The following is a 25,490-nucleotide window of genomic DNA, read 5'->3' as shown; positions in this document are numbered from 1 at the left end:
ATGATTCATCAAATATATTGTTAAAATTTATAAGCAATGCTTCCCAGAACCTGTGTTGGATTTTGTGGGGTTAATCTTACGGACCAGGTCTTTTCATGCGTTAAATTATTCACTTTAATGCCTGCTCTGAAGTTTTTGTGATCATAAAATAAAGTAGCATCCAAAGTGGTGTATGCAGGAATAATCACTTTTGCAGTCGTTGTATTGGTCTGGAAAGAATGATTTCCTTTATTTCCTCCGAAACCGATTCCCAAACCTTTCAGTTGTCCGCTCGTCATCTGATAGCTCATCCAAAGATTATATAAATTGGAAGGCCCTGAAAGTGCAGGACGCAGCCCGTCTATCTTTGCATCAGCTTTCGTCATTTTGCTGTCATTGTAAGCATATCCTGCAATGATATTAAACCCTTTTACAGGATTGGCCGTGAATTCCACTTCGAAACCCTTGCTTCTCTGACCTCCGTCCTGAACAGAAAACAAAGGATTCACAGGATCCTGACGCACCATATTTTTAACATCAATATCATAATAACTGATCGTTCCGACAAGTCTGTGCCCGAACAAATCTCCTTTCACTCCAAATTCTTTCTGATTAGCCTGTTCAGGTTTAAACGTATTTCCGGAGATATCAGATCCGCCCTTGTTCGTAAATCCATTCATATAATTTCCGAAAACCGACACTTTATCCTTCACCACTTCATACACCAATCCGAATTTGGGAGAAAAGTTCGTCTGCCAATAATCTCCGGTCGTGATATTCTGAGCAATATTGGTGACGCCCATATTCTGATAACGGTCTGCTCTTAAACTTACCATCGCCAGAAAACGGTCTGTAATATTGAAAACATCAGATACATAAACGGCATAGCTGTTATCTCCGTTCTTTTCAATTCTCGGGGTTCCTGATGCAGCAAGGTTATTGATGGCATCCTGATTGACAGCATAAGGCGCAGTTCCTGTAAAATCGAAAGGAGCCCCGTTCACCGTTACTCTGTCAAAACTGTTGGCATTGTTATAATAATCCAAACCAACGATCATTCTGTTTCGGTGCCCTAAAATCTGGAAATCTCCGATAAAGTTCTGCTGGATATTGGTGGCGATGAAATTGGTATTTCCTTTCATCACCTGTAATCTTGCCATCGTATCTGAAGTTCCATTAATAGCGGTGATATAGCCGTCGATGGTAGATTTCGCACGGGATACAAGTGTCTGTGAAGTCCAGCTGTCAGAGATTTTATAATTCATCTGAGCAAAAATATTCATCATTTCTGTTTCATACGGAATGCCATTGCTTCCGAAGAGTCTGTTGTACGGGAATCCCATATCTTCGATGGACTGCACTTTATTACTTCCAAGGAAAGGATTGAATCTTACCACAGAAGTCGCTTTTTCATGACCGTATTCAATATCGAATAAAAGAGAAAGTCTGTCATTGATCTGATACGAAATAGAGGGAGCAATAGAAATCGCGTTGCTGAAACCCAGATCCTGGAAACTCTTTTGAAAAGTAGCCGCTCCGTTTAATCTGAAAAGAACTGTTTTATCCTTATTCACAGCTGTGTTTACGTCCGCTGTAAACCGGTTATAATTCCAGCTTCCGGCTGTGAAAGATACTTCCCCTCCAAAACCGTTGAATGGTTTCTTTGTCACCCTGTTAAATAACCCTCCGTATGTAGAAAGATTAGAACCGAATAATGTGGCAGAAGGCCCTTTGATAGCCTCAATTTTTTCAAGATTGGCCGGATCGATGGTTGTATACGCAAAACCTGAAATTCCGTTTCTCACCATAGGCTCTGTAGTAAATCCGCGGGAAAGAAACGTCACACGTCCCTGATTGGCCAGCATTGGAATACCTGCCCCGGGAATGTTTTTGGAAATACTTCCCAGATTCACGGCAATCTGCTCCTGGATGAGTTCTTTAGGAACACTGATGTAAACCTGTGGGGTCTCCATATTTTTTAATGGAAGCTTCGATACATACGGGCTTTCCTTTTTAGAAAACTTATTGGTAACGGTAGACAATGTAATTTCCTGTATGGCGGAGATATTTTCTTTTTCAAGCTGATAATTGACCACAGCAGGCTCATTTTGTACCACCTTCACTTCAATGGTTTTTTCCGCTGAACCAATCACCTGGATTTTAATGTGATAATCACCGTCGGTAAGATGTTCAAAGCTGAATTTCCCGTCCTGGTCGGTAAGCGTGTGCTTGTTGATTTCCACCAGTTCCACGGTTGCTTCACGGAGCACTTCTCCGTTGTGCTGTTTCAGAACCCCGGATATATTCCCTGAGTTCTGGGCAAGGGCCCATCCTAAACCTCCGAAAAGGAAGACTGCAGTAGCTATACATTTCATTCAGTAAATTTTTTCAGATGCAAATCTATAGTTTTATTTATACTAAGTAAAAATAATAATTCCCTTTATTGATTAAAATCATATGAAACAGAAATTAAGATAACTCTAAAATTTTAATTTTTATTACTGAAATACTATTCAAATATAACTCACACACTGTATGAAAATTATCGTTTATATTTCTTATCTTAAATTTAGAAAAGTCTAATCTTTAACCTTTATTCCGTAGATGAAAAATTATATGATCAATATGGTGAAATGTCTGGCCGTTGTAGTCCTTATTTCCAGCTGTAAAGAAAAGACCGTGAAGCTGGGAAAAGACATCAGTTTCCAGAAAGAAGAAAACGTTCATTATGGAAACGATTCCGAACAGATTTTGGACTTTTATCTACCTCATCAGGAATCTTCAAAAAAGAAAGATGTTTTTATGATCATTCATGGCGGAAGCTGGCGTGGTGGTGATAAATCCCAACTGACTTTCTTTACGCTGTCGATGATGAAAAAATTTCCGGATTATATTTTCGTGAATCTCAATTACAGACTGGCCACCGCGACAAGTTCCGGGATTCCCAACCAAACGGATGATATTGAAAATGCAATCCAATATGTTGAGAAAAAACTGAAGTATCATCCTAAGTTCATTCTATTGGGCAACAGTGCCGGTGCTCATTTATCAATGCTCTATGCTTATCATTTTGATGCTAAAAAAAGAGTAAAAGCTGTGGTGAATATTGTGGGACCTTCCGATCTGTCAGATCCCGGATTTGAAAAATATACAGATTATTCATTCGTTAAAAATTATCTGGTGAATCCTAAAGCGTTTCCGGAATGTCTTCAACCTCTTTTGCAAGCCCCATCAGCTGGGTGGATTCTGCTTCCGCTCCTACACTCTCCTATTATGGAAACACGGATCAGATTATTCCTCTATCTCAAAAAAGAAGACTGGATTCTGTTTTCACCCAAAATAAAGTACAGCATGAAAGCTATGAATTTAACGGCGGGCATCTGGATTGGGATAAAGCACCTTATGATCAGTTTTTAATTGATAAAATTGCGGTTTTTGTGAATGAACATGGAAAAAAATAAAACGCTTTGAAATTCTCAAAGCGTTTTTATCTATATCTTATTCAGACTTTGCAACGTCCGTTCTCTCCGAAACTCCATTGGCATTGAAAGCTTCGATCTGGAAATAGTAAGAGTCAGCTCTGTCGGCTCCGGTGAAGAAATATTCGTTCTTTCCATATACCATGATGCTTCCGTATAATTTATCCGGAGATTTACCCCAATAGATCACATATCCGTCTGCATCCTGGTTCTGCTGCCACTTCATCCAGATGCTTCTTCTTTCACCGAATTTTTTAGGTTCTGATCTCAGAGGAACAAATCCTTCCACCTTCTTTGGCTTTTCTCCTGCACCTTTTCCAAATACCCTGAATCCGCTTAATGCAAATTTTCCGGTAGGCATTTTCAGGTTTTCCATTTTCAGGAATCTGGCCTGTGCCGGTTTTTCCAGTTCTACATAATCGTGGGGAACATCTTTGGTATTTTTGCTTTTATCAACAATCACATTCCATTTTTTACCATCATTCGATCCGTAGATTTTGTACTGATGCATTTTGCCCAGTGTTTTCCCCATAAATTCAGCATCCTGGTCGGCATAATTGATTTGAATGGCATTGATGGTGGAAACCTCACCAAGATCGGTCTGAAACCATTCTCCAGAATTTCCTGTTTTCGCACTCCAATAGGTTTTAATATCTTCATCTACCGCTAAGTTCGGCTGATATCCGCCTAACGTAGAGGAAACCTGAACGGGTTTATTGTAATTTAAGAGCATCCATCCTGCAAAAAGCCCTTTTGAGAAATCTTTTCCCTGAGCAAATTGAGGAAGAAAGGTTGGATAATCTCCGTATGCCGTATTGGTGTACATCACATCATCCTTATCAAATCCGGCAGGCCAGATCCCCAGTCTTCTTTCAAAATTATTTTTAGTAGAAATAAAAATAGTTGAGATGTGCCACCAGTTTTTGTAGTTATCCTCAAAAGTAGCTCCATGTCCCGCTCCTCTCGCAAAACCACCGGGTTTGTAGGAAAAAGGATTGTGCTGCTGGTACTCGAAACCTTCCAGTGGATTTTTGCTGACATACACTCCATCGGAATATCCACTGAATTCAGTAGCGGGGGCACCGTACTGCATATAATATTTCCCATTATGTTTCGTCATCCAGGCTCCTTCCACAAAGGGCTGAAGGAAAACATTATCATTATATTCCCCGAACCTTTCCCAACCGTGATCTTCCGGTTTCAGCCTGATAATGGGTTTTGTAAAACCTTCGGACTGCAGGGTTTTCACCTTCACTTCAGTTCCCAGTAATGGCCATTCGTTGCTGGATCCCCAATACAGGTATAATTTATTTTTATCTTCATCATAATGGAAAGCCGGGTCCCAGGCTCCAACTTTTAAAGTATCAACAGCAATTTTCCAGTCGTCTTTGGTAGGATTGGTACTTTTCCAGATCGGAAAGTCCTGCTCCCAGGTAGATCCGTATACATAGAGCGTATCTTTCATCGCCCAGACTGCCGGAGCATTCAGATCATGGGTGTATTTATTATCTCTCAGAAATTTTCTTTTGACAAATTTCCAGTCCAGCATATCATCGCTGTACCAGTATCCTTCCTGATTGGTGGAGAACAGGAATAATTTATTTTTAAAATTAACGATCACAGGATCGGCTGTTGCGCGGTGTTTCCCCTGTTTTGAAAAAACTTCGAAAGGCGTATAGCCATAATCGATGTTAATCGGGTTACAGAACGTTTTCTGCTGGGCGCCCACAAACATCCCGAACAGAACAGCGAATGCTAAAAAATACTGCTGCATCTTCATAATTTTTGCTTAATGAACAAATTTAGGTAACTTTTTTGTCTTTTGTCTCAATTTGAATAAATGAAACCGGTCAAAAAAAATTCCGGCCCTGGGACAGGGCCGGAAATCTATTTTAATAGAGTCTTGTTCAATTATTTTTTCGGAAGGAAAACCTCAGCAAGCATACATCTTGCGCTTCCTCCTCCATTCACTTCGATGGTATTCAAGTCTGAGTAAATGATCTCACAGTATTTTTCAATAGCGGCTACCTGCTCAGAAGTTAGAGACTGATAAGCAGTCTGACTCATCACCAGAAACTTCTGTCCGTCTTTATTCTGAACCTGAAGCATATTTCCCGCAAATTGCTGCATTTGCTCTTCTGAAATTTCAATGATTTCTTTTCCAGAGTTTTTGATGGTTTCAATCACTTTCTCTCTTTCCAGTTCATCATCAATACAGTCTAAACAGATCACAACAAACCTGTCTGCCACACACATCATAACATTGGTGTGATAAATAGGTAGCCTTTCCGTTCCTACGGTCTGATAAGAATGAAAAACAATCGGTGTAAAGCCGTATTTCTCACAGAATTCTCTGAATAATTTTTCATCAAGTCTTAAGGAAACCGAACCGTAAGCGATTTTTTTGTCATGGTCGAAAATCATACTTCCTGTTCCTTCAAGGAAATGTCCCTGAGTTTCCGGGAAAGACCAGTCATCAATTTCTGTCAGTTCAAATCCCTGATCTTTTATCGTTTCAAGAATATCTTCTCTTCTTTCCACTCTTCTGTTGGATGCGAACATCGGGTATAGAACGACTTTTCCGTCTTTATGGAAACTTACCCAGTTGTTCGGAAAAATAGAATCCGGTGTGTGAGGATCTAATGTATCTTTTATAGTGATCACATTCACTCCTTTGCTTCTCAGCTTTCCAACAAAGCTGTTGAATTCCTCTAAAGCCTTAGATTGAATATCAGAACCTTTCTGTTCTACCTGAAAATAATTATTTTCCGCTGTTTCAGCGTTGTAGCCGAATGCAATCGGCTCTATCATTAATACTGTATCTGTTGTTTGCATTATTTTAGATTTAAAAATTAAAAGATTGAAAGATTAAAAGATTTGGCAATTAACGAATCAGCAAATCATCTAATTTTCACATCAATCTACTCTCTCACCAATGGCATTGTAGAACATCTCAACAATCCTCCCATTTTAGAGATTTCTCTGTAAGGAATTTCTTCTACGGTCATTCCCCACTCGTTTCTCAGGTGGTTGTTCATTCTGGTGAATGTTTTGTCAGATACCACAACATCAGGAGAAATGGAGAAAATATTCGGGAACATTTCAAACATTTCCTCGTCATTGAGATGGAAACAGTTTTCTTCCCCGAAAATATCGATGATCAGGCGGTAATCACTTTCATCTACAAATCCGTTTTTATAAATAAGACATTTATCTTTTCCCACCGGATTGAAAGTACAGTCCAGGTGCAGAATTCCTTCGAACGGAATTTTATCATTTTTCTTTAATTCAAGATCGATGATTCTTTTCTTTGGAAAATATTCTTTTAAAATTTCAATAGCGTATTCGTTGGTTCTCGCTGTTTTATAGTTTCTGTAATCTTCACTGAAACATGTTCCTATAAAAAGGAAATCGTCCCATACAATAACGTCTCCACCTTCGATGTGTGCTGTTTCCGGAAGATTGATGATCTTTCTCCAGGCCACTTTTTCAAACACTTTTTTGTAGGCTTCCTGCTCGTCAGCTCTGTCTGCTATCACGTTTGAGATGATCATTTTATCATCAATCACGAAAGCTACGTCTCTTGAAAAAACCTGGTTGTAATCTTTGATAATGCTCGGGCGAAGTACCTCTACATCATATTTTTTTAGTACTGCTTCGAAAGCATTCATTTCATTGATGATATCCTCTTCTTTCGGATACATATTGTGTTCGATAGAGTAATATGACTTCGCGTCATAGCTCTCTTCTAATGTGGGAACACCTCCCATTGAATTAGGCTGACCTAGAACAACTGATTTCAGCCTGCCCGTTTCGTTTTTAATGTTTAGTCTCATAAAGATTTATGCAATACTACAAATATAGGTAAAGGTCTGTATCTGGAAAACTTTTGAATTGCTTTATCCTTATAATTTTATCCAATATTCCGGTTACTCTAAGGAAGGTTTTATTTACAGTTATTTTATCCGCATAATACAAGAAATACAGAAAATACCACCATGTAATACTCACTTATAATTTGGCTGCGCGCGCTTATCGCTAAAGTGTACGCGCTTACTTAATATAACTGGTTTTACTTTTGGGTGACCACTACATTAGCAGTATTAATTTTAAATCTTATTATTATGAAGAAAAATCTTACCTTTTTATTAGCTGTTTTATTAACAGTGGTATCCGTAACCAGTTTATTTGCACAGAATTCTTTTAGCGTTAAATACGTTGCACAGGCAGGCTTTACCACTCCTCCGCCTGAAGTAATAAAAGTAGAAGCGGACTATGATCGTCATAAACACATTATTTCTCCTCCCAACAGTTCTACGCAGACAACCCCTGTTCTTGAGAGCAAATATGTTGTTAATGGAACAACTGTCACTTATCTTACCGCCCCAACTCCCAGTCCGAATACAGCTCAGACCTTTGAACTGTTTCATTTAAAGGTGATATGGACTGCCTATCAGGATGGATATCCTATTTCAAGAGTGTATACTTTCAATGATGCACAGATAATAGGTGCCAATAGTGGAAATGAAATAAATGTACCAATACCACAAGCCAGGATACGTCTAAAAGCCATTCATTCAGGTACGCATGTTCTTTATCAAATCACTCTCCAAAACCTTTAAGCGAGTCGCTCAGTATAACAAAATAATAAACTCTGTTTTTGCAAGCAGGGTTTATTTTTTATGATTCCCAATAAGAAATCATACAGCCAATTCATCTACAACCGACTATTTTTCATCTACATAAGAAACAAAAAAGTATAAATTCTATAAAATAAATTCCTATATTAGTGATATAATTTCAATGGAATTATCATTTTAAAACTTTAATTATTAACACCAAAAAATCAAAATCATGAACAAAAAAAATCCAGTGCTGAAAAACGCACAAAAATTAGGAAGAGAGCAACAAAAATCAATCGTAGGAGGCGGAATCAACAGACCGAAATACTGCTGCGAATGGAATGACGACGGAAGCTGCAGAATCTGGACTTGTGGAAACTGCGTTTGTCCTTAATCAAAAAAATAAACCTGCTTATCACAAGCAGGTTTTCTTTTTCTATCTGGCCCTGTTTTCTTCTTCTGTTTTCTGGATTTCTTTAGTCTGGTATTTTGAGCTTCCAAAACTGTAGCCCACAGACAGAATCAAACGGCTGCTGTCCCACCAATGCGTAAGACGGTTGTCCATGATCTGTTTGTGCCTGAACTCCAGACTCTGGTCGTACGAATCAAAAATATTGTTGTAGCTGATCTTTGTATTCAGGGTATTGTTAAACCATGATTTCTGCAAAGACAGATCCACCGTATATCTTGGCTTTATGATGTAGAGGCTGTTTCCGGTTTTGGATTCATAATTCGCAAAAAGATTAACGGTATATCCTTTCGGCAAAGAAAAAACCTGGTTAACGCGAAGTTCATAATTATAGACTTTTAAGGCAAAAACCTCATCGAGATACGGCCTGAATTCATCATTATAATATCCGGCGATCTGGGTGGTGATGTTCCACCATTTCGTCAGTTTTACAGGAAAACTGGTTTCTATGGATGCAAATTTCCGGTATGGAAGATTCGTACCCAGATATTCCAGAACATTGGTTTTCGGATTGTAAAGTGGATAACGGGTCATCACATCTTTTTCTTTTCCTGCTGTGAAACTGGTCACCCAATTCTTATAACGGTACGTAAGTTTAATCTGGCTGGTGAAAGAAGGCTGCAGATAAGGATTCCCGATCCAATAATTGAGCGGGCTGAAGTAAACCCGGAACGGATTGAGCTGTGAAAACACAGGCCTTGTCATTTTCCTGCTATACGATAAAGACAATTCATTAGATTTATTAAATGCATAAGACGTACTGAAAGAAGGCAGCCATTCAAGATAATTTCTTGACACGATGGAATCTCTGGTAACAGCATCTGAAATACTTTGTGTATTCTCAAACCGCAGCCCTACATTCACCTGAAGTTTTCCGAATTTCTGTCTGTAAGATACATAACCGGCCCAAATTTTCTCTTTATATGAAAACATATTGCTACGTTCCGGATCAAAGACAAAACGGTTGTTGACAGACAGTGTATCGTATCGGATATTATTATCTGTATCTGAGCGGCTGTATTTCATTCCCGCTTCAAGATCTGCATTACCAATCTTTTGAGAAGCATCAATCTGCACGGTCTGAATGTCAATCTTATTCAATAGATCAGATTTCCAGTAGGATAAAAGTTGAGCAGTCGGCTGATCTCTATTTATAAAATCATCATTTTGTTTATTTGTAACGGAAAGATAATTTCCTAAAAAGCTCAGCTTAAAGCCTTTGTTATGAAATGTATAATCAGCGGTGATCCCGTAATTTTCCTGGGAATACTCTGTCGGGTTTTCGCTTTGGGTATTAAAGATCAGCTGTGATTCATCTCTGTTGGTTGTATAAAGTGATCCTAAACGGAACCGATCACTTTTTCTGAAATTTCCTCTTAAGTTGATACCCAGCCTGTTTTTATCATTCATCCTGAAATCTGCTCCGGTCTGAATACCGTACACCGTTCCTTCATCTTCCTGATACGTATTGGTTCGCATGACATTGGTATTGGCAAGTTTCTGCAATGCGTTATAACGATAAGTGGAAATCCCGTTATTATAATTGGCCTGTAGACTGTACGCTGTTTTCTCTGTATTATAAGAGAGATTTAAAGCGTTTTCTCTGTAGCTGAACTTATTTGCATAGGTATTTCCATTGTAATTTCCTTTCCAGCCGAGATTTCCGTTTCTTTTCAGTCTGATATCGATAATGCCTTTAAATTCCGCGTCATATTTTGAAGAGGGATTGGCGTTCACTTCAAGAGATTCTACCATTTCCGGTGGTAACGAACGAAGATAGGACTGTAATTCCTGACTGCTCATCGTTACGGGTTTCCCATCAATAAATATCGCAGGCGTAATTCTTCCTCCAATAAAAACGCCCCCTTCCTGGTCTATGGAAACACCGGGGGTTCTTCTTAAAACCTCAAGAAGATTGGCGGATGTTTTAAAGTCTCTATTTCCGGAAACACTCATGACGATATTTCCATCACTGAGCTTGATATTTCTGGCTGCTGAACGGATCACCACTTCAGAAATATTTCCGACTGTCGGTTTCAATTCAATCAAAGAAAAATCTCCCGCCTTATCCAATTCTTTCATTTCGTAGCCATCTTTTTGAATGACAATATAAGAGTTATCAGCTCTGTTGTTCAACTGAAAAACGCCTAAGGAATCTGTGAGAACTTTTTGAATAATTCGTAGGTCTGATGTATTGAGCAAAGAAATTTCAGCTTTAAAAACCGGAGCCTTTGTCTCTGAATCCAAAACTTTTCCTTTGATTATTTCCTGACCATTTCCAAAACAGAAAATAAATAAGAGCGGCAGGAAAAGCCATAATCTGATTTTCATAAATTTTAAATTTTATGAAACCAAAAGTAGCGGGATGAAGGAAAAATAAGGTTTTGAAGTTTAAATTCCGCAGTACGAAATTATAATTCTGAACTCTGTAACCTAGCCTCAGAAGGGATTTGAGACTGTTTGTACAGAAGAGGTGTTGTATTTTTTATTTTTTTAAAGGTAGAAAAGAAGGTAGACTTGGAATTAAACCCAACCTCATAACCGATCTCTTCAATTTTCAGGAAAGAACCGTTTTCTATTTTTTCACAGGCCTCGCTGATCCTGTATTCATTGATGTAGGTTGAAAAGCTTTTACCGAGATTATCATTCAGCAATTGGGAAAGCTGATGGGCAGACATACTCATTTTAGCAGCCAGGTCACTTAATTTCAGATTTGGGTTTTTGTACAATTCTTCAGAATTCATCAGTCGTTCAAGTTTTGAAACAAAGCTGTCTGCCAGTTCTTCTGAAATTTTTTTATTGGTATATTTCGGAGCTTCCTTTACAGACTCCTGATCATTCTTTTTACTGAATATAATTAAAAAATTAGCATACAGCACAAATGAGAAAACAAGACTCCCCCCTGCACAGTAAATCTGAACCCATCCCGTAGAAATTAATTGATAAGCCAGGAAAATAATCACATTGCTGATCATCACGGGAAGGAGAAACTTATTGGAATTTTGAATCGTCCGTTTTGAAAAAATATAATACTGGTACACCGATAATAGTACAAATACCGACCAAGCGGTATAAATAAAGGTTCCGAAATATCTGTCCCAGGTCACCGGAAAGAATAAATATACTAATCCAACGGCTCCAAGGATCAACGTCAGAATACCGAAAGAAGTTCTGCACTGTTTTAAATCAAATTCTTCCCGTAAAAATGATGATCTGACATAATAATATAAAGCCGGGCCAGTAAAAAACAATGCCGCCATTCCAAAATGTGGAATAATTCTCGGCAAATCCGGATAAAAGTACATCCCAACTGAAATACCTACTCTGCTACTTAAAGTCAGTAGAATTAAGCCTAAGAAGAAATCCGGAAGATATTTAAACTTTTTGACGAACAGAAGATAGATCCCGAGCAGCAACCCATTAAAGGCTCCTACCGCACTAAAGAAAAATAACATCTGCTGTCCGAAAGTCATTGTATTTGTTTTTTATTTGGGTGTAAAGATGGTCATTTCAATAGGAACGGACTTTAGTCCGTTTAATTATTAAATATCATTCAAACGGCTTTAGCCAAAACCTATTGACAGTTATCAACTTATGGAAGTAAATTTAATAAAATTATTGTGTCCGAATTCATTTAATCTTATAAAAGATTCACCTTTAAATTTTTGTAATTTAGACTATTCTTAAATCAATGAAAAAATCTGATCAATCTCTTTACAATATCTGCATAGCTTCAATAAAACGTAAAACAATGAAACCTTATGATTTCAGGTGGACACAGTTTTATGATTCAGATTCCAGTCCTAAATTATTATTTCAAAACTTCCCAATTGATTTTGCAGAAGAAGAGCTGATTATTTGCTCTGTTATCATTGATTCCGACAATTACAGTATTTTAACAACAAGAAAACTAATCACAAACAATAAGGGGAATATAGAATCCGGAAGTTTGATCAATGCTAAAAACAAATGGTATGGAGAGTTTAATAGCAAAACGGACCTGCATACATTAGGGGAAGTTGAGTTATCTACAGGTAAAAGGTTATTCTATTTTGTAGAAACTGGCAAAGCTTCAATGATTATGATTTATGGGGTAAGAACTTTAGTATTTATCAATCAGGAAATTTAATTTCAAAACAACAATGTAAAATAAAAAAATCCCAAAGCAAGCTTTGGGATTTTTATTATGATAAAAACAGTGATTATCTGTTTGTAATATCGATGTAATCTCTTTTTTGAGCACCTTGGTAAACCTGTCTTGGTCTTCCGATAGGATCTCCTTTGATTCTCATTTCTTTCCACTGAGAAATCCATCCCGGAAGTCTTCCCAATGCAAACATTACGGTGAACATTTCTGTAGGGATTCCTAATGCTCTGTAGATGATACCTGAATAGAAATCTACGTTTGGATAAAGTTTTCTTTCTACGAAGTACTCGTCTTCAAGAGCTACTCTTTCCAACTGCATAGCAATATCAAGAGCTTTATCCTGGATTCCTAATGCGTTAAGGATATCGTCAGCTGCTTTCTTAATGATTTTCGCTCTTGGGTCAAAGTTTTTGTATACTCTGTGTCCGAAGCCCATTAGACGGAAGCTGTCATTTTTATCTTTAGCTTTTGCTACCCACTTGTTAACGTCTCCACCATCTTTTTCGATCAATTCAAGCATTTCAATTACAGCCTGGTTTGCCCCTCCGTGAAGAGGACCCCAAAGTGCAGAAACACCCGCAGAAATAGAAGCGAAAAGACCTGTGTGAGCAGAACCTACCATTCTTACTGTAGAAGTAGAACAGTTTTGCTCGTGGTCAGCGTGAAGGATTAATAATTTATCAAGAGCATCAACAATTACCGGGTTTACTTCGAATTCTTCGTTTGGTAATCTGAAAGCCATTTTGTAGAAGTTTTCTACGTAGTTCAGGCTGTTATCTCCGTGGTTAAGAGAAAGTCCCTGAGTTTTTCTGTACGTCCATGCGCAAAGGTGAGAGAACTTAGCAATCATCAATTCTGCAGCGTGATCCATTTCTTCTTTAGAGTTTACGTTAACGGCTTTAGGATTGAAAGCTGTCAAAGCGGAAGTTAAAGAAGATAAAACTCCCATTGGGTGAGCAGAACGAGGGAAAGCATCGATGATTTTTTTCATCTCCTCTGCTATAAAGTTATATTTTTTAATGTTGTTGTTGAAAGTCCCGAACTGGTCCTGAGTAGGTAATTCACCATGTAATAAAAGATACATTACTTCTGTGAAGTTAGATTTCTCAGCAATCTGCTCGATTGGATAACCTCTGTAGAATAATTCTCCTTTATCTCCGTCTAAGTAAGTGATGTCGCTAAGAGTAGCTCCAGTGTTCTTGTACCCTAAATCCAGAGTGATTAAACCTGTCTGGTCTCTTAATTTTGAAATATCAATTCCTCTGTCTCCGATAGTACTATCCACGATTGGATATTCATATGAATTACCGTCGTAATTCAATATTACTTTGTTGTCTGACATTTATTTATTTTTTTTCTAAATATACTACTTATTACAAAATACGGCAAACAAAAATTATCGCTTGCCGTTATTTATAAATTCAATTATCTTTTAATTTTGAATGCATCTAAGCCTGGGAAATAAGCTGTATCGCCCAATGCTTCTTCAATTCTCAACAGCTGGTTGTACTTCGCCATTCTGTCTGATCTTGAAGCAGATCCTGTTTTGATCTGTCCGCAGTTCATAGCTACTGCAAGGTCAGCAATTGTAGCGTCTTCAGTTTCTCCTGATCTGTGAGACATTACTGAAGTGAACTTGTTGTTCTGAGCCATTTGTACAGCATCCATTGTTTCAGTAAGAGAACCGATCTGGTTTACTTTGACAAGGATAGAATTCGCGATACCTTCTTTCACTCCTCTTGACAGTCTTTCAACGTTGGTTACGAATAAATCGTCACCTACAAGCTGTACTCTGTCACCAATTTTATCGGTAAGCATTTTCCAACCTTCCCAGTCGTTTTCCTGCATTCCGTCTTCGATAGAGATAATCGGGTATTTAGCGGCTAATTCAGCAAGGTAAGAAACCTGCTCGCTGCTAGAGAACTGAGCTGCATCCGGAGTCTGGAATTTTCTGTAATCGTAGATTCCGTCTTTGTAGAATTCTGAAGCTGCACAGTCCAGTGCCAGCATGATATCGTCACCAGGCTTGTAACCTGCTTTTTCAATCGCCTGAAGCAATGTATCCAAAGCATCTTCAGTTCCTTTGAATGTAGGTGCAAAACCACCTTCGTCCCCTACTGCTGTAGAAAGACCTCTTGAATGAAGAATAGATTTCAGGTTGTGGAAGATTTCAGTTCCTTTTCTCAATGAATCAGAGAAAGATTCTGCTTTTACGGGCATGATCATGAATTCCTGGAATGCGATAGGCGCATCAGAGTGAGATCCACCGTTAATCACATTCATCATAGGAACAGGAAGTGTGTTGGCATTAACACCTCCTACATATTTGTATAAAGGAATTCTCAATTCAGCAGCAGCAGCTTTTGCTACAGCCAGAGACACTCCTAAAATGGCATTAGCACCCAGGTTTCCTTTGTTGGCAGTTCCGTCAAGATCAATCATGATCTGATCGATAAAGTTCTGCTCAAAAACCGGTTGTCCAATTAAGTTTTCTGCAATGATTTCTTTTACATTTTCAACAGCTTTCAGGACGCCTTTACCCATATAATCTGAACCGCCGTCACGTAATTCCACTGCTTCATGTTCACCTGTAGATGCTCCTGAAGGTACTGCAGCGCGTCCCATGGCTCCGCTTTCCGTAAACACATCTACTTCAATGGTAGGATTACCTCTGGAATCCAAAATTTGTCTCGCTTCTATGAAAGAAATTGCACTCATATTGTTTAGTTTTAAACCATCGGCACATGCTTCAGGCTGTTTTATTAATAATTATACTTGATCACAAATTTAATGAAAAAACTAACCTGATGAAAAAAACAGGGCTTTAATATTTGGTAATCATTCAAAAATTCTCCAACCTTATTGATTGGAGAATGGGTATTAAAAATTTGGCATTAATTTCTTTTAATCTTATCTGTTTCTAAAATCTTTCGGGAAATTCTCTAATCTTTCAAGATCAAGCTCTAAATGGGTATTTCCATTATCAGTAATTGCGCCTATAGTAAATGCTCCATAGGCAGGAATTTTATATTCTACTTCTTTCTTCCCATTTCCGTCAAGATGAATGATGGATTTAGCAAAAGAATTATGTAGAAATAAATAAACACCGCTGTTTAAATCCCCTTCTGCAGAAGACACCTTGATGGTGAGATTGAGAACACCTGGAAGATCGGACTGGCTATAATCTGCGGTAAGCGTTTTACCATTGGCACTGCTCCTTCCTCCGAACCTTCCTTTCTGCGGATCATTGGAATGAGTAATCGGTGGCAGCCATGAGAGTAATAATGTGCTTTGATCCGGTGCATTGATTCCATTCTCAGCCAGGCTACTCCTTTCCACGGCATCTTTAAGCTGAATAGATTCACTTATTTTATAATTATTCAGAGAGGTTATCATTTCTTTTTCCTTGCCTTCAATTTCTTTACTCAGTTCCTGTATCTCAGTATTTTTCTGATTCATAGCTTCTTTACTGATAATTTTTGACATCAGCAGATCTATAAACCTCATTCCGGCACACGCAGCAAGCAGGCAATATGCTGTCCAGATCAGATAATCTGTTGCTTTTTCTTCTGGTTTTGGCTCTTTAGGATCGGTTTGAGTTGATGCATTTGTACCAGTACCTGATGGCGTAGTTTGTAAGGAATCAGCCTTTACCAAACTGTAATTTGCGGTTTTAGCAGTGGCCGTTCCTGATGATTTCTTATCACCTGAATCTGTCTTTTTCGGAATATAGATTTCCTGCAATAATTTGCTGTCTGCAAATTTCAGAAATAAGGGAACCAGGACAGTCGCTGCTATTCCAAAAAGGATACAGATTCCCCAGTGTCGTAACTTGGTTACAGTAGTACTTTCAGGTTCTTTTTGAGCATTGGCATCTGAGAAGTAATTCACAATTCCTCCAAAAACACCTGTTGCAGCCATAATGATCGCGATATAATACAATGACATGGTTATTAGTTTTTATGGTTATTGGTATTAGTTTATTTCCTTTTAAATAAGTTTCATATACAATCAGCGCATGATTATAGTCTCGCCCATTCAGCCCATCTTTGAAAAAAGTAATCTCGTACTCTTACAGCCTTATTGGGACAGCCTCCATACCCGTGAACCCCTACTACGGAACGCACCGGAGCGTTTACATAAACAGGGCTCCCGCTTTGTCCTCCTTCTGTGTCTATCATGTATTCAAGTTTGTAATCTGTCACATTAGTGGGCATACCTGCATTAAACCATTGGGTTCCTCTTGGTTTATCTTTTGGATATCCAGAATTATTTAGAAGAGTAGAAGTTTTCAATTCGGAATAACCAAAATAGCCACCTACTCTGTTAAAAAGTGTATTATCCGGAAGAATAATAGCCCCATGATCAAAATCCGAATTTTCATTCCGGATAAATTCTTCCATACTTCTGAAATTCGTACTGATCTGTGATCCAAACGGTGCATTTCCTCCGTCGCGACCGGGAATAACCTGAACTGACCGAACCCAGCCTCCAGCATTTTTTATAAAAACGCAGTGGCCACTCGTAATGATACATCTTTTGTTAATAAAAAAACCGGTACCGATGTATTGTCCTCCATTGCTTGCCGTAATAATCAGACTGCATATGTATCTATACGGTATATTCTGAGGGTTGACCATTACCCTGTCATCGTTGCCACAAGTACTTTCCGGCAGGAACGAATCAATGTGCGGAAGATTCACAATATCATCTGATAGAGCTTCAAGCCAGTCTGCATTTCGTAATTTAAATCCCTGAACTTCTTCCAGGGTGTTTTTATCAAGTCCTTCAACCTGAACAAAGGGCGATGGTAAAGTTTTGTTTTCAAACTCTGCCAGCTCACCTGTATTTGATACTGAAAAAAAATTATTATCCATTGTAATTAGTTTTTATTTCAGTAAAGTTCAGGTTAAAAATTTCTCATGTCAATTACACAAAAGGGTGATTAGAATAAGTAATAGACCTCTATGCAATATTTATATGGTAACTCTAAAAAGTATCTGAGTTCCGGGCCCGTTTTTTAAAATCTGGCATTCTCCGTTTTGCTCCTGCATTCTTCGTTTCATATTTCTTAATCCATTTCCTTCCGAATGTGCTTCAGGAATTCCTGTACCGTCATCTGAAATTTTCATGGAAAAGACATTTTTCGCCTGTGAGAAAGAAAGCTTCAGTGTATTTGCCCGGCTATGTTTGTAAGCGTTATTCAGAGATTCTTTTAAACATAAAAACATATTCCGTCTGAGCTCTGTGGAAATTGGGGTATCAGAAATAATGTCTACACTTTCTGACCATAATTTGATTTTCGTTTTTTTCAGGAAGTTATCCGCGTATTGAACAGCATAATCTATAAAGCTTCCTAGGGTATCATTTCCTGAGTTTAAACTCCAAAGCATTTCCCGCATGGACAGATTCATTTCTTCGGAGGTTTTCAGAAGTTCGTCAATGTCATTTTGCAGATCACCATCTTCAGCCTTCTGTTTGAGGAATTCCGCCTGAAGTTTCAGGGCTGAAATGCCGGCTCCGAGATCGTCATGCATGTCATGGGAAATACGTTCCCGCTCTTGTTCTATTGACTTTTGTTTTTCAAGCTCTTTTTGAAGGAGCTGGTTTTGATATTCTGCTTCTTTAAGTTGTTGTTCTTTGAGATACAGCAACTGTTTTCTTTTGTACATGAGGACAACGAAAATAATAAAACCAACAAAGAATGTAACAATCAGTAATGCTATCAAATATGTCAATTTAATTTCTATTGGTAAAACTTTCATAATCTTTTACTTAAAAGTCCTATTAAAAACAAAATGTAAGATAGATTTGTAGCTACCTGAAATATGTACTTCAGAACAATTAAAAAATTTTTATCTTCAGATTGAATCCAATACATCGGTGTCATTCTGAACAAATAAAATACGGCCCAAAACAGTAGTGAAGATGATATCCAAAATAATTGTTCTTTCAATAATGACCCGTTTTTCTCCTCATTTATTACTTTTTCACAAAACCAAGTTAAAGAAATAATGATCATGTATAAACAACAAATTACACCTGTATATATTGAATATAGCGTTTTACTTATTGAAAAAAAATATATAGATAATAAGATCGCTGAAAAAGAAATAATTGCTAGCCAAATTTTATTTTTAATTTCTTTCTGAAAAATAAAACCCAAAAAAATTATAGTAAAAATATCCAGAATATTATATATTTTTTGTGCATTTGGGAAAAGGAGTATTAAAAACTCTGCGACAATAATTACAAAAAAATATACGAAATAAAATTGTTTCCATAACCTTACAAAGATTATGGAAACAACGAAATTTATTACTATAATTAAGTAATATATAATATCCAGAGTAGTCATTTAGCAATTTCCAGGAGGGCAAAGACCATTTCTATCAAAGAATGCTGTGTGTGAAACTATTTCAAGATTAAACATATAATAATCCCCAATGACCATCACAAAAGTCACTAAATTCTTATGTTTCATTTTTACTAAATGTCCATCAACATCTTGCTCTATTTCATCATCTAATGTATAAATTGCCGGATAAAAAAGAACACAAGAAGTATCCGGTTCTTTTTTTGAAGCTTTTAATTCATCATAAATTATTGATCCAATTTCAAATTTTCTTGTATTTCTTGATATATTCCCACCTGAAAGATCATGAACATAAATATCGGCTTTGGAACCAAAATCATTATTAAATTGATTATTGTAATCTATCAAATCTGCTGAAATTTCATTAATTTCATGCATGTCATTAATTTGAAAAATTTGTCCACCTTGTTTAATGTAAAATACAACGTTATTACCATTCTGGGTTAGATAAATATCAATTGTTTTTTTTCCTTTTAACATTAAGTTATCTTCAAACAATTTAATAATGATTTCACTTTTAACTCTAAGAGGTCTGTTTAAGATAGGGCTAACTCCTGTTTTAAATTCTAATATAAAATTATTAGCATCACCCGGATCTATTCTTGTTGTACTTCCATCATAAGCAGTGTAATGTAATTCTAAATCATCCGAAAAGATTATTTCTGGTAATTTAGGGGGCTGTTTCTTCTCTAAACCGTGAAGTTTATTATTAGCCCAAAGGTTTACAGTCTCTTCTTTGTCTGAAATTAAGGCTTTGTTAATTACGTCTAAATCATCAGTATTTAACAAATCATAATCTAATCCTTCCTTAATAAATGCTAATGTTCTTTCTAGTCTTTCATTTGGTTTCATAATTCTTAGTTTTTAAAATGGTTAAATTTATTGATTGCCTCTACCTTATTACTGACATGCAGCTTTCGGTAAATGTTTCCTACGTGTTTTTTTACGGTATCAATGCTGATGAACTTTTGGTCGGCAATTTCCTTATACAAAAGTCCCTGTGAAAGAAGTTCAAGAATTTCTTTTTCGCGTTCAGTGAGATCGTCAAAATCTTTGGTTTCGGGAAGTTTTTTTTCGAAGTGGCTCAAAACTCTTCGGGCAATAGAGAGGCTCATAGGTGCACCACCGTTATAGACATCCCGGATAGAGGATAAGATTTTATCCATACTTTCTCCTTTGATGAGATAGCCCATAGCACCGGCTTTTAAAGAATTGAAGATTTTTTCATCGTCTTCAAAACTGGTACACATAATAAACTGTGTTTCCGGCATTTTTCTTCTGAGTTTTTCAATGATTTCAATCCCCAGCATGTCCTGTAGCTGAATATCCATCATCACTACATCCGGAGAAATATCTGGGAGATTTTTCAGGGCGTCATTCCCGTCGAAGAACTGGGCGGCCACCTTCATATCATCCTGGTAATTGATGACTTTCTTCAACGCATTGTTGTAGTTCTTTTCGTCTTCTACTATGGCGATGGAAATGCTCATTGTTTTTTTGTTTAAGACAAATTTCGTAAGAAAACAAGGCGGAATCAATTACACCTTTGTGTAATTTTGAGACTTGAGTTCAGGGTTATTGGTTTACTTTTTATTATCATTAAATTTAACATTTTTTTTAGATTTTAACCATCAATTCTAAATAATTAATAATAGTTTCAAACTTATCCTGTTTCAACCGCAAAATAAAAACGTCCCTGAAAAACAGGGACGTGTATGCTGAGTCGCAGTCAGAATAAAAACCTATTTTACCAGCTGATCAAGAATAGGCGTATCAATGCTGCTTATTTCCTGAATATCCTTATCATTGATCTGTTCAAAAACCTGAATGGTATTTTTTCCTTTCTTCAACCATACTCCGGGAACATAAAGCGTCAACTGCGGCCCTACTTTACTCCAGTATCGTCCTATATTTTTTCCGTTCACAAAAACGATTCCTTTTCCGAAGTTTCTCATATCAAGAAAAGTGTCTCCGGTTTCATTAAGATTGAAATGAGCTTCCTTGATAACGGGCGTTTTCGCGGCTATAAATTTTGATTGCGTCGTAATACCTGGGATTTTATCAAATGGTAAGACAAACATCTCCCAATGACTGACCATCTCGTTCTCGCCGATCGTTACCGGGCTTATGATGCCTTTGAGGTTCTGAACTATTTGTGCACCATAATTAATCCTTCCCATATTTTCTACAAGGATATCCAGGACATCCCCAGACTTAAGGTCAATTTCAAGATCATACTTTTTATAATAGCGGTTGAGTTCTCCTTTCCAAATTCCGTTTACATAAATGTTAGCGTAATCTCTTAAACCTTTTATTTCAAGCTTTCCCTTTTCATCTTTTTCAAATTTTCTCCGGTAAAGAACATAGCCGTGCCCAATGCCAAGATCTTCAAAGCTAAGGGGTCGATCTGCCTTGACTGAATTTTGCTTTTTTATCATATCAAATAAAGCAAGCGTTTTGGAAAATTTTACATTTTTAAAGGTGATAACATTGGGTGTCTTCGGAACTTCCGGAAGGTTTTCCTTATTTATTTTCTGAAACACAGCTCTCAGGGCATTGTATTTCGGACTTGCCCAGCCTGCTTCCGTGATCGGTGCATCATAATCATAGCTTGTCATATCCGGCTGGATATCATGATCTTTATCGTAATTCGCCCCACTGGTAAAACCAAAATTTGTACCTCCATGAACCATGTAATAGTTGAAAGAAACGTTATTACTGATATACAATTCTGATTGTTTCACCACTTCTTCCACGGAAACTCTGGGAAAAGGCTCAGCCCAGTGATCAAGCCAGCCCGGATAGTATTCTGCTACCATGTACGGACCTTTACCTCCATGATATTCATCTACCACTTTTTTCAGGACTTCTATATCACTCTCTCCATTTGCTGTAGGCAAAGCACCTTCAATAGAACCTCCTTTAAACAGCGAGCTCCCATCTGAGGTAAAAAAAGGAACGGACAGACCTGATTTCAATAACAAATCTTTTATTTTATAACTGTATGTTCTGTGCTGCTCCAGTGAAATATCTTTCCGCTGAGCGACATAAGATCCAAATTCATTTTCAGCCTGAACCATAATAACCGGCCCGCCATTATTGATCTGGAGGGGAATAATCTGTCCTGCCAATTCATTAATATAATTTTCGCACTGTTTAAGAAAAGCTTTATTATCCGTTCTTATTTCCAAACTTTTATCTTTCTGCAGCCACCAGGGGTACCCCCCAAATTCCCATTCCGCACAAACATAGGGTCCCGGACGGATAATTACATATAAACCTACTTCCTGTGCTGTTTTAATAAATTTGCTTAAATCTTTTTCACCTGAAAAGTTCCATTTTCCAGGTGATTCTTCGTGATAATTCCAAAAAACATATGTAGTAACGGTATTCAGGCCCATTGCTTTCATCATTTGTAACCGGTGTTTCCAATATTCTGACGGAACCCGGGGATAATGCATCTCCCCTGAATAGATGGTAAAAGGTTTTCCATCCAACAAAAAATGGCCATCCTTAATGTCGAAATTTCTTTTCTGAGAGTCTATTAAATTAACCGTAAAAAAGAAAATAGTTATGTATAAATAATGACAAAAAGATTTCATATTATAGCATGATTTTTGTAAAATTAAAGAATAAAATTCAAGTAAAATCTCAAACTTTAAAAATCATGAAAAAAAGCCTCATAGTACTGAATGCTATACTTGCAATGACCGTAATCAGCTGTAAAAAATCAAGTGAAAGCGGAAACAAAAACGTGATCAAAATGGATAGTTCTACAACTGTGGTCACGGATAATAACGGAAAAATAGATTCCGTAACCCAAAGTTCTTCCACCATTGAAGTGAACGGCCAGAAGATAGAAAAAACAGATTTCGTTTACAAGGCTACAGATGGAACATTGGTAAAAGTAGTTTTCAAAAATGATCCTAAGGAAAGTACAGTAGCAATTACAAGCAACAAAAAAACATTCACTCTTCCTAAATCTGAAATTAAGAATGGTGAAGCCATCTATCAGAAAGATGATATGACTGCAAGAGTAAAAGGAGATAGCATACACCTTGAACAAGGGAATAATGTGATTGAACTGAAAAGAACGAAAATATAACAAAAAAATAACCCTCATTTTCATGAGGGTTTTTCATATCATCTGATCTCTACTTTAAGGTTTCAATAATTGAGATATAGGGATTGATACTTCTTTGTTTGATAAATCCATTCTTATCGAGCCGAATTTCTTTCATTCGCACAGAATCACTTTCGTTTCCACCTACTGTAAGCAGATATCTTCCACCGCTGTCTTCTCCTACTTCAACTACAATGGCAGAGTGGGACTGGTAGCTTTCGTGGTTTTTTGCGTACTCATAATCAAACGTTGAATTTCCCCGGTTGTTATGGATGATATCACCAATTTTAGGTTTGTATTCATTCAGTTTTCTTGCCCTGAAAACGCCTGCTGCCTGAGTAGCATTTTGAATGGCTTTATATACAAATTTAGAATGTGCCACAGAGAATTTAAATTCCGTAGCGTTGGCACCTCCTTTCAGGACACACCATGAAATAAAAACGGCAGACCACGGTTCATCTACGCAGCTTGTAAAAGTAAAGCCCAGATCTGTGTAGTATTTACGGATTTGTTTGCAGAGTTTTTCATCTGCTTCATCCATACTTTTATAAAGTTGGTATTGCTGTTGAGCAGTCTCAACGAGTTTTTTAGTAAAAGGGGTAATAGCCATGGTATTAGATTTTGTTGATTGATTAGTGGAACAAAATTAGATCTCCACTCTACTTCCTACAATACCCCTTTTGTGTAATAAAAAAGCCATCCGGAATCCGGATGGCTTTTCATTTATATCTGAATGAAATATTATTCTTCAGTTTTCTCTTCTGTAGAGTCTGTTGCTTCAGCCTTAGGCTCTTCAACTTTTTCTTCTACTTTAGGAGCATCAGCAACTACAGCTTCTTTTTTAGCAGTTGTAGCTCTTCTACTTCTTCTTGTAGTCTTTTTCTCTTCAGCATTAGGATTGTAAAGTTCGTTGAAATCAACTAGCTCGATAAGAGCCATGTCAGCAGCATCACCTTGTCTGAATCCAGTCTTGATGATTCTTGTATATCCACCGTTTCTTTCTGCGATTTTAGGAGCTACTGATCTGAAAAGTTCAGTAACTGCTTCTTTACTTTGAAGATATGAAAAAACAATTCTTCTATTGTGTGTAGTATCTTCTTTTGCCTTTGTTAATAGAGGTTCAACATATACTCTTAAAGCTTTAGCTTTAGCTACAGTAGTGTTGATTCTTTTATGCTCAATTAGAGAACAAGCCATATTAGAAAGTAAAGCACTTCTATGAGAAGCTGTTCTTCCTAAGTGATTGAATTTTTTACCGTGTCTCATTATTAATTATTTATCAGCGTCTAACTTATATTTTGCAACGTCGAAACCGAAGTTAAGACCTTTTGAATGCACTAATTCTTCTAGTTCTGTCAAAGATTTTTTACCAAAATTTCTGAATTTCATCAAATCAGACTTACTGTAAGAAACAAGTTCTCCAAGAGTTTCTACTTCAGCTGCTTTCAGACAGTTAAGGGCTCTTACTGAAAGATCCATATCTGCTAATTTAGACTTAAGTAATTGTCTTGTGTGAAGTGTTTCTTCATCATATTGGATAGATGCTTTTACAGCTTCCGTTTCAAGTGTGATTCTCTCATCAGAGAACAACATGAAGTGATAAATTAATATCTTAGAAGCTTCAGTTAAAGCATTTTGAGGACTGATGGAACCATCAGTTTCTATATCTAATACAAGTTTTTCGTAGTCTGTTTTTTGCTCTACACGATAATTTTCAATGCTGTATTGTACTTTCTTAATTGGCGTGAAAATAGAGTCAATAGCAATAGTTCCTACAGGAGCATTGTTTGACTTATTTTGTTCTGAAGGAACATACCCTCTACCTTTTTCAATATTGAAAGTGATTTCGAAAGTTACATCACTGTTCAGGTTGCAGATCAAAAGATCCGGGTTCAGCACCTCAAATCCGTTGATAGACTTACCTAAATCACCAGCAGTAATAACCGTCTGACCTGATACTTTAGCAATTACCTGCTCGTTGGCCTGGCCTTCTGCTGAAGCTTTTAATCTTACCTGCTTAAGGTTAAGAATAATTTCGGTAACATCTTCGATTACTCCTGGAATAGTTGAAAATTCGTGCTCTACACCTTCTATTTTGATAGATGAAATAGCATATCCTTCCAGAGAAGAAAGCAACACTCTTCTCAAAGCATTACCGATTGTAAGCCCGAAACCTGGTTCTAATGGTCTGAATTCGAATTGACCTTTAAATTCATCAGAGTTAAGTAAAATTACTTTATCGGGTTTTATGAATTGTAAAATTGCCATATTATTGGGTTGAGCAAAAATTTGATT

Annotated in this window: 22 protein-coding genes; 5 read left to right on the top strand and 17 right to left on the bottom strand. The window is 37.2% G+C overall.

The window, feature by feature from the left end; all coding sequences use genetic code 11:
* Positions 1-20 precede the first annotated feature (20 nt).
* Positions 21-2,354, bottom strand: coding sequence for a TonB-dependent receptor (locus tag BM143_RS14840; RefSeq protein ID WP_090025195.1), 2,334 nt, complete (start codon positions 2,352-2,354; stop codon positions 21-23).
* A gap of 229 nt (positions 2,355-2,583) precedes the next feature.
* On the opposite strand from BM143_RS14840, the gene BM143_RS14835 reads away from it, so the two are divergent.
* The gene (locus BM143_RS14835; RefSeq protein WP_228430846.1) at positions 2,584-3,396 is read left to right on the top strand and encodes an alpha/beta hydrolase; all 813 of its coding nucleotides are present in this window, start codon (positions 2,584-2,586) and stop codon (positions 3,394-3,396) included.
* An 81-nt stretch (positions 3,397-3,477) separates the two neighbouring features.
* Here the strand turns inward: BM143_RS14835 and BM143_RS14830 are convergent, their stop codons facing one another.
* The 3 genes from BM143_RS14830 to BM143_RS14820 all read right to left on the bottom strand — a co-directional run bounded on the left by BM143_RS14830 (position 3,478) and on the right by BM143_RS14820 (position 7,294).
* Positions 3,478-5,232, bottom strand: a complete 1,755-nt coding sequence (locus BM143_RS14830; protein ID WP_090025409.1) for a discoidin domain-containing protein — start codon at positions 5,230-5,232, stop codon at positions 3,478-3,480.
* Positions 5,233-5,369: 137 nt separating this feature from the next.
* Positions 5,370-6,293: a citrulline utilization hydrolase CtlX gene (gene ctlX / locus BM143_RS14825; RefSeq protein ID WP_090025193.1), complete on the bottom strand. Its 924-nt coding sequence runs from the start codon at positions 6,291-6,293 to the stop codon at positions 5,370-5,372.
* Positions 6,294-6,379: 86 nt separating this feature from the next.
* Positions 6,380-7,294: a dimethylarginine dimethylaminohydrolase family protein gene (locus BM143_RS14820; protein ID WP_034725951.1), complete on the bottom strand. Its 915-nt coding sequence runs from the start codon at positions 7,292-7,294 to the stop codon at positions 6,380-6,382.
* Between the two features lie 288 nt (positions 7,295-7,582).
* On the opposite strand from BM143_RS14820, the gene BM143_RS14815 reads away from it, so the two are divergent.
* Together BM143_RS14815 and BM143_RS24035 are read left to right on the top strand one after the other, a co-directional pair.
* Positions 7,583-8,080, top strand: coding sequence for a hypothetical protein (locus BM143_RS14815; protein WP_090025191.1), 498 nt, complete (start codon positions 7,583-7,585; stop codon positions 8,078-8,080).
* Between the two features lie 232 nt (positions 8,081-8,312).
* Positions 8,313-8,474, top strand: coding sequence for a hypothetical protein (locus BM143_RS24035; protein WP_167375296.1), 162 nt, complete (start codon positions 8,313-8,315; stop codon positions 8,472-8,474).
* 42 nt (positions 8,475-8,516) lie between these two features.
* On the opposite strand, the gene BM143_RS14810 is transcribed toward BM143_RS24035, so the two are convergent.
* Positions 8,517-10,880 carry a TonB-dependent receptor domain-containing protein gene (locus BM143_RS14810; protein ID WP_228430844.1) on the bottom strand — a complete coding sequence of 788 codons (2,364 nt, stop codon included), beginning with the start codon at positions 10,878-10,880 and terminating at the stop codon, positions 8,517-8,519.
* Positions 10,881-10,960: 80 nt separating this feature from the next.
* Positions 10,961-12,022 (bottom strand): helix-turn-helix domain-containing protein, encoded by a 1,062-nt coding sequence (locus tag BM143_RS14805; protein ID WP_090025189.1) that lies wholly within the window; start codon positions 12,020-12,022, stop codon positions 10,961-10,963.
* Positions 12,023-12,240: 218 nt separating this feature from the next.
* Between BM143_RS14805 and BM143_RS14800 the strand changes: the two genes are divergently transcribed.
* Positions 12,241-12,678 carry a hypothetical protein gene (locus BM143_RS14800; protein WP_090025188.1) on the top strand — a complete coding sequence of 146 codons (438 nt, stop codon included), beginning with the start codon at positions 12,241-12,243 and terminating at the stop codon, positions 12,676-12,678.
* Positions 12,679-12,751: 73 nt separating this feature from the next.
* Here the strand turns inward: BM143_RS14800 and BM143_RS14795 are convergent, their stop codons facing one another.
* The 8 genes from BM143_RS14795 to BM143_RS14755 all read right to left on the bottom strand — a co-directional run bounded on the left by BM143_RS14795 (position 12,752) and on the right by BM143_RS14755 (position 22,674).
* Positions 12,752-14,038: a citrate synthase gene (locus tag BM143_RS14795; protein ID WP_090025186.1), complete on the bottom strand. Its 1,287-nt coding sequence runs from the start codon at positions 14,036-14,038 to the stop codon at positions 12,752-12,754.
* An 83-nt stretch (positions 14,039-14,121) separates the two neighbouring features.
* Entirely contained in the window at positions 14,122-15,414 is a 1,293-nt protein-coding gene (gene eno, locus BM143_RS14790) for a phosphopyruvate hydratase (RefSeq protein WP_034725959.1), read from the bottom strand.
* 192 nt (positions 15,415-15,606) lie between these two features.
* Positions 15,607-16,644, bottom strand: coding sequence for a YEATS-associated helix-containing protein (locus BM143_RS14785; RefSeq protein WP_139222052.1), 1,038 nt, complete (start codon positions 16,642-16,644; stop codon positions 15,607-15,609).
* A gap of 74 nt (positions 16,645-16,718) precedes the next feature.
* Complete coding sequence (locus BM143_RS14780; protein WP_090025183.1) at positions 16,719-17,573, bottom strand: trypsin-like serine peptidase; 855 nt, start codon at positions 17,571-17,573, stop codon at positions 16,719-16,721.
* A 99-nt stretch (positions 17,574-17,672) separates the two neighbouring features.
* Positions 17,673-18,425 carry a sensor histidine kinase gene (locus tag BM143_RS14775; RefSeq protein WP_228430842.1) on the bottom strand — a complete coding sequence of 251 codons (753 nt, stop codon included), beginning with the start codon at positions 18,423-18,425 and terminating at the stop codon, positions 17,673-17,675.
* Between the two features lie 629 nt (positions 18,426-19,054).
* A complete protein-coding gene (locus BM143_RS14765) occupies positions 19,055-19,924 on the bottom strand; it encodes a hypothetical protein (protein WP_090025177.1) in 870 nt (289 codons plus the stop codon).
* Positions 19,925-19,929: 5 nt separating this feature from the next.
* Positions 19,930-20,562, bottom strand: coding sequence for a response regulator (locus BM143_RS14760; protein WP_090025176.1), 633 nt, complete (start codon positions 20,560-20,562; stop codon positions 19,930-19,932).
* Between the two features lie 252 nt (positions 20,563-20,814).
* Complete coding sequence (locus BM143_RS14755; protein ID WP_090025174.1) at positions 20,815-22,674, bottom strand: glycoside hydrolase family 35 protein; 1,860 nt, start codon at positions 22,672-22,674, stop codon at positions 20,815-20,817.
* Between the two features lie 65 nt (positions 22,675-22,739).
* Between BM143_RS14755 and BM143_RS14750 the strand changes: the two genes are divergently transcribed.
* A complete protein-coding gene (locus BM143_RS14750) occupies positions 22,740-23,177 on the top strand; it encodes a hypothetical protein (protein ID WP_090025406.1) in 438 nt (145 codons plus the stop codon).
* A gap of 49 nt (positions 23,178-23,226) precedes the next feature.
* Here BM143_RS14750 and BM143_RS14745 read toward each other — a convergent pair whose 3' ends face one another.
* The 3 genes from BM143_RS14745 to BM143_RS14735 form a co-directional block, all read right to left on the bottom strand.
* The gene (locus tag BM143_RS14745) at positions 23,227-23,805 is read right to left on the bottom strand and encodes a DUF2272 domain-containing protein (protein ID WP_090025172.1); all 579 of its coding nucleotides are present in this window, start codon (positions 23,803-23,805) and stop codon (positions 23,227-23,229) included.
* A gap of 131 nt (positions 23,806-23,936) precedes the next feature.
* A complete protein-coding gene (rplQ, locus tag BM143_RS14740) occupies positions 23,937-24,461 on the bottom strand; it encodes a 50S ribosomal protein L17 (RefSeq protein WP_034725967.1) in 525 nt (174 codons plus the stop codon).
* Between the two features lie 6 nt (positions 24,462-24,467).
* The gene (locus tag BM143_RS14735; protein WP_034725969.1) at positions 24,468-25,463 is read right to left on the bottom strand and encodes a DNA-directed RNA polymerase subunit alpha; all 996 of its coding nucleotides are present in this window, start codon (positions 25,461-25,463) and stop codon (positions 24,468-24,470) included.
* Positions 25,464-25,490 lie beyond the last annotated feature (27 nt).

The organism is Chryseobacterium oleae (assembly GCF_900115055.1).
Classification (GTDB): Bacteria; Bacteroidota; Bacteroidia; order Flavobacteriales; family Weeksellaceae; genus Chryseobacterium; species Chryseobacterium oleae.
The sequence above is the reverse complement of the archived record's forward strand: the minus strand, read 5'-3'. Positions and strand labels throughout refer to the sequence as shown.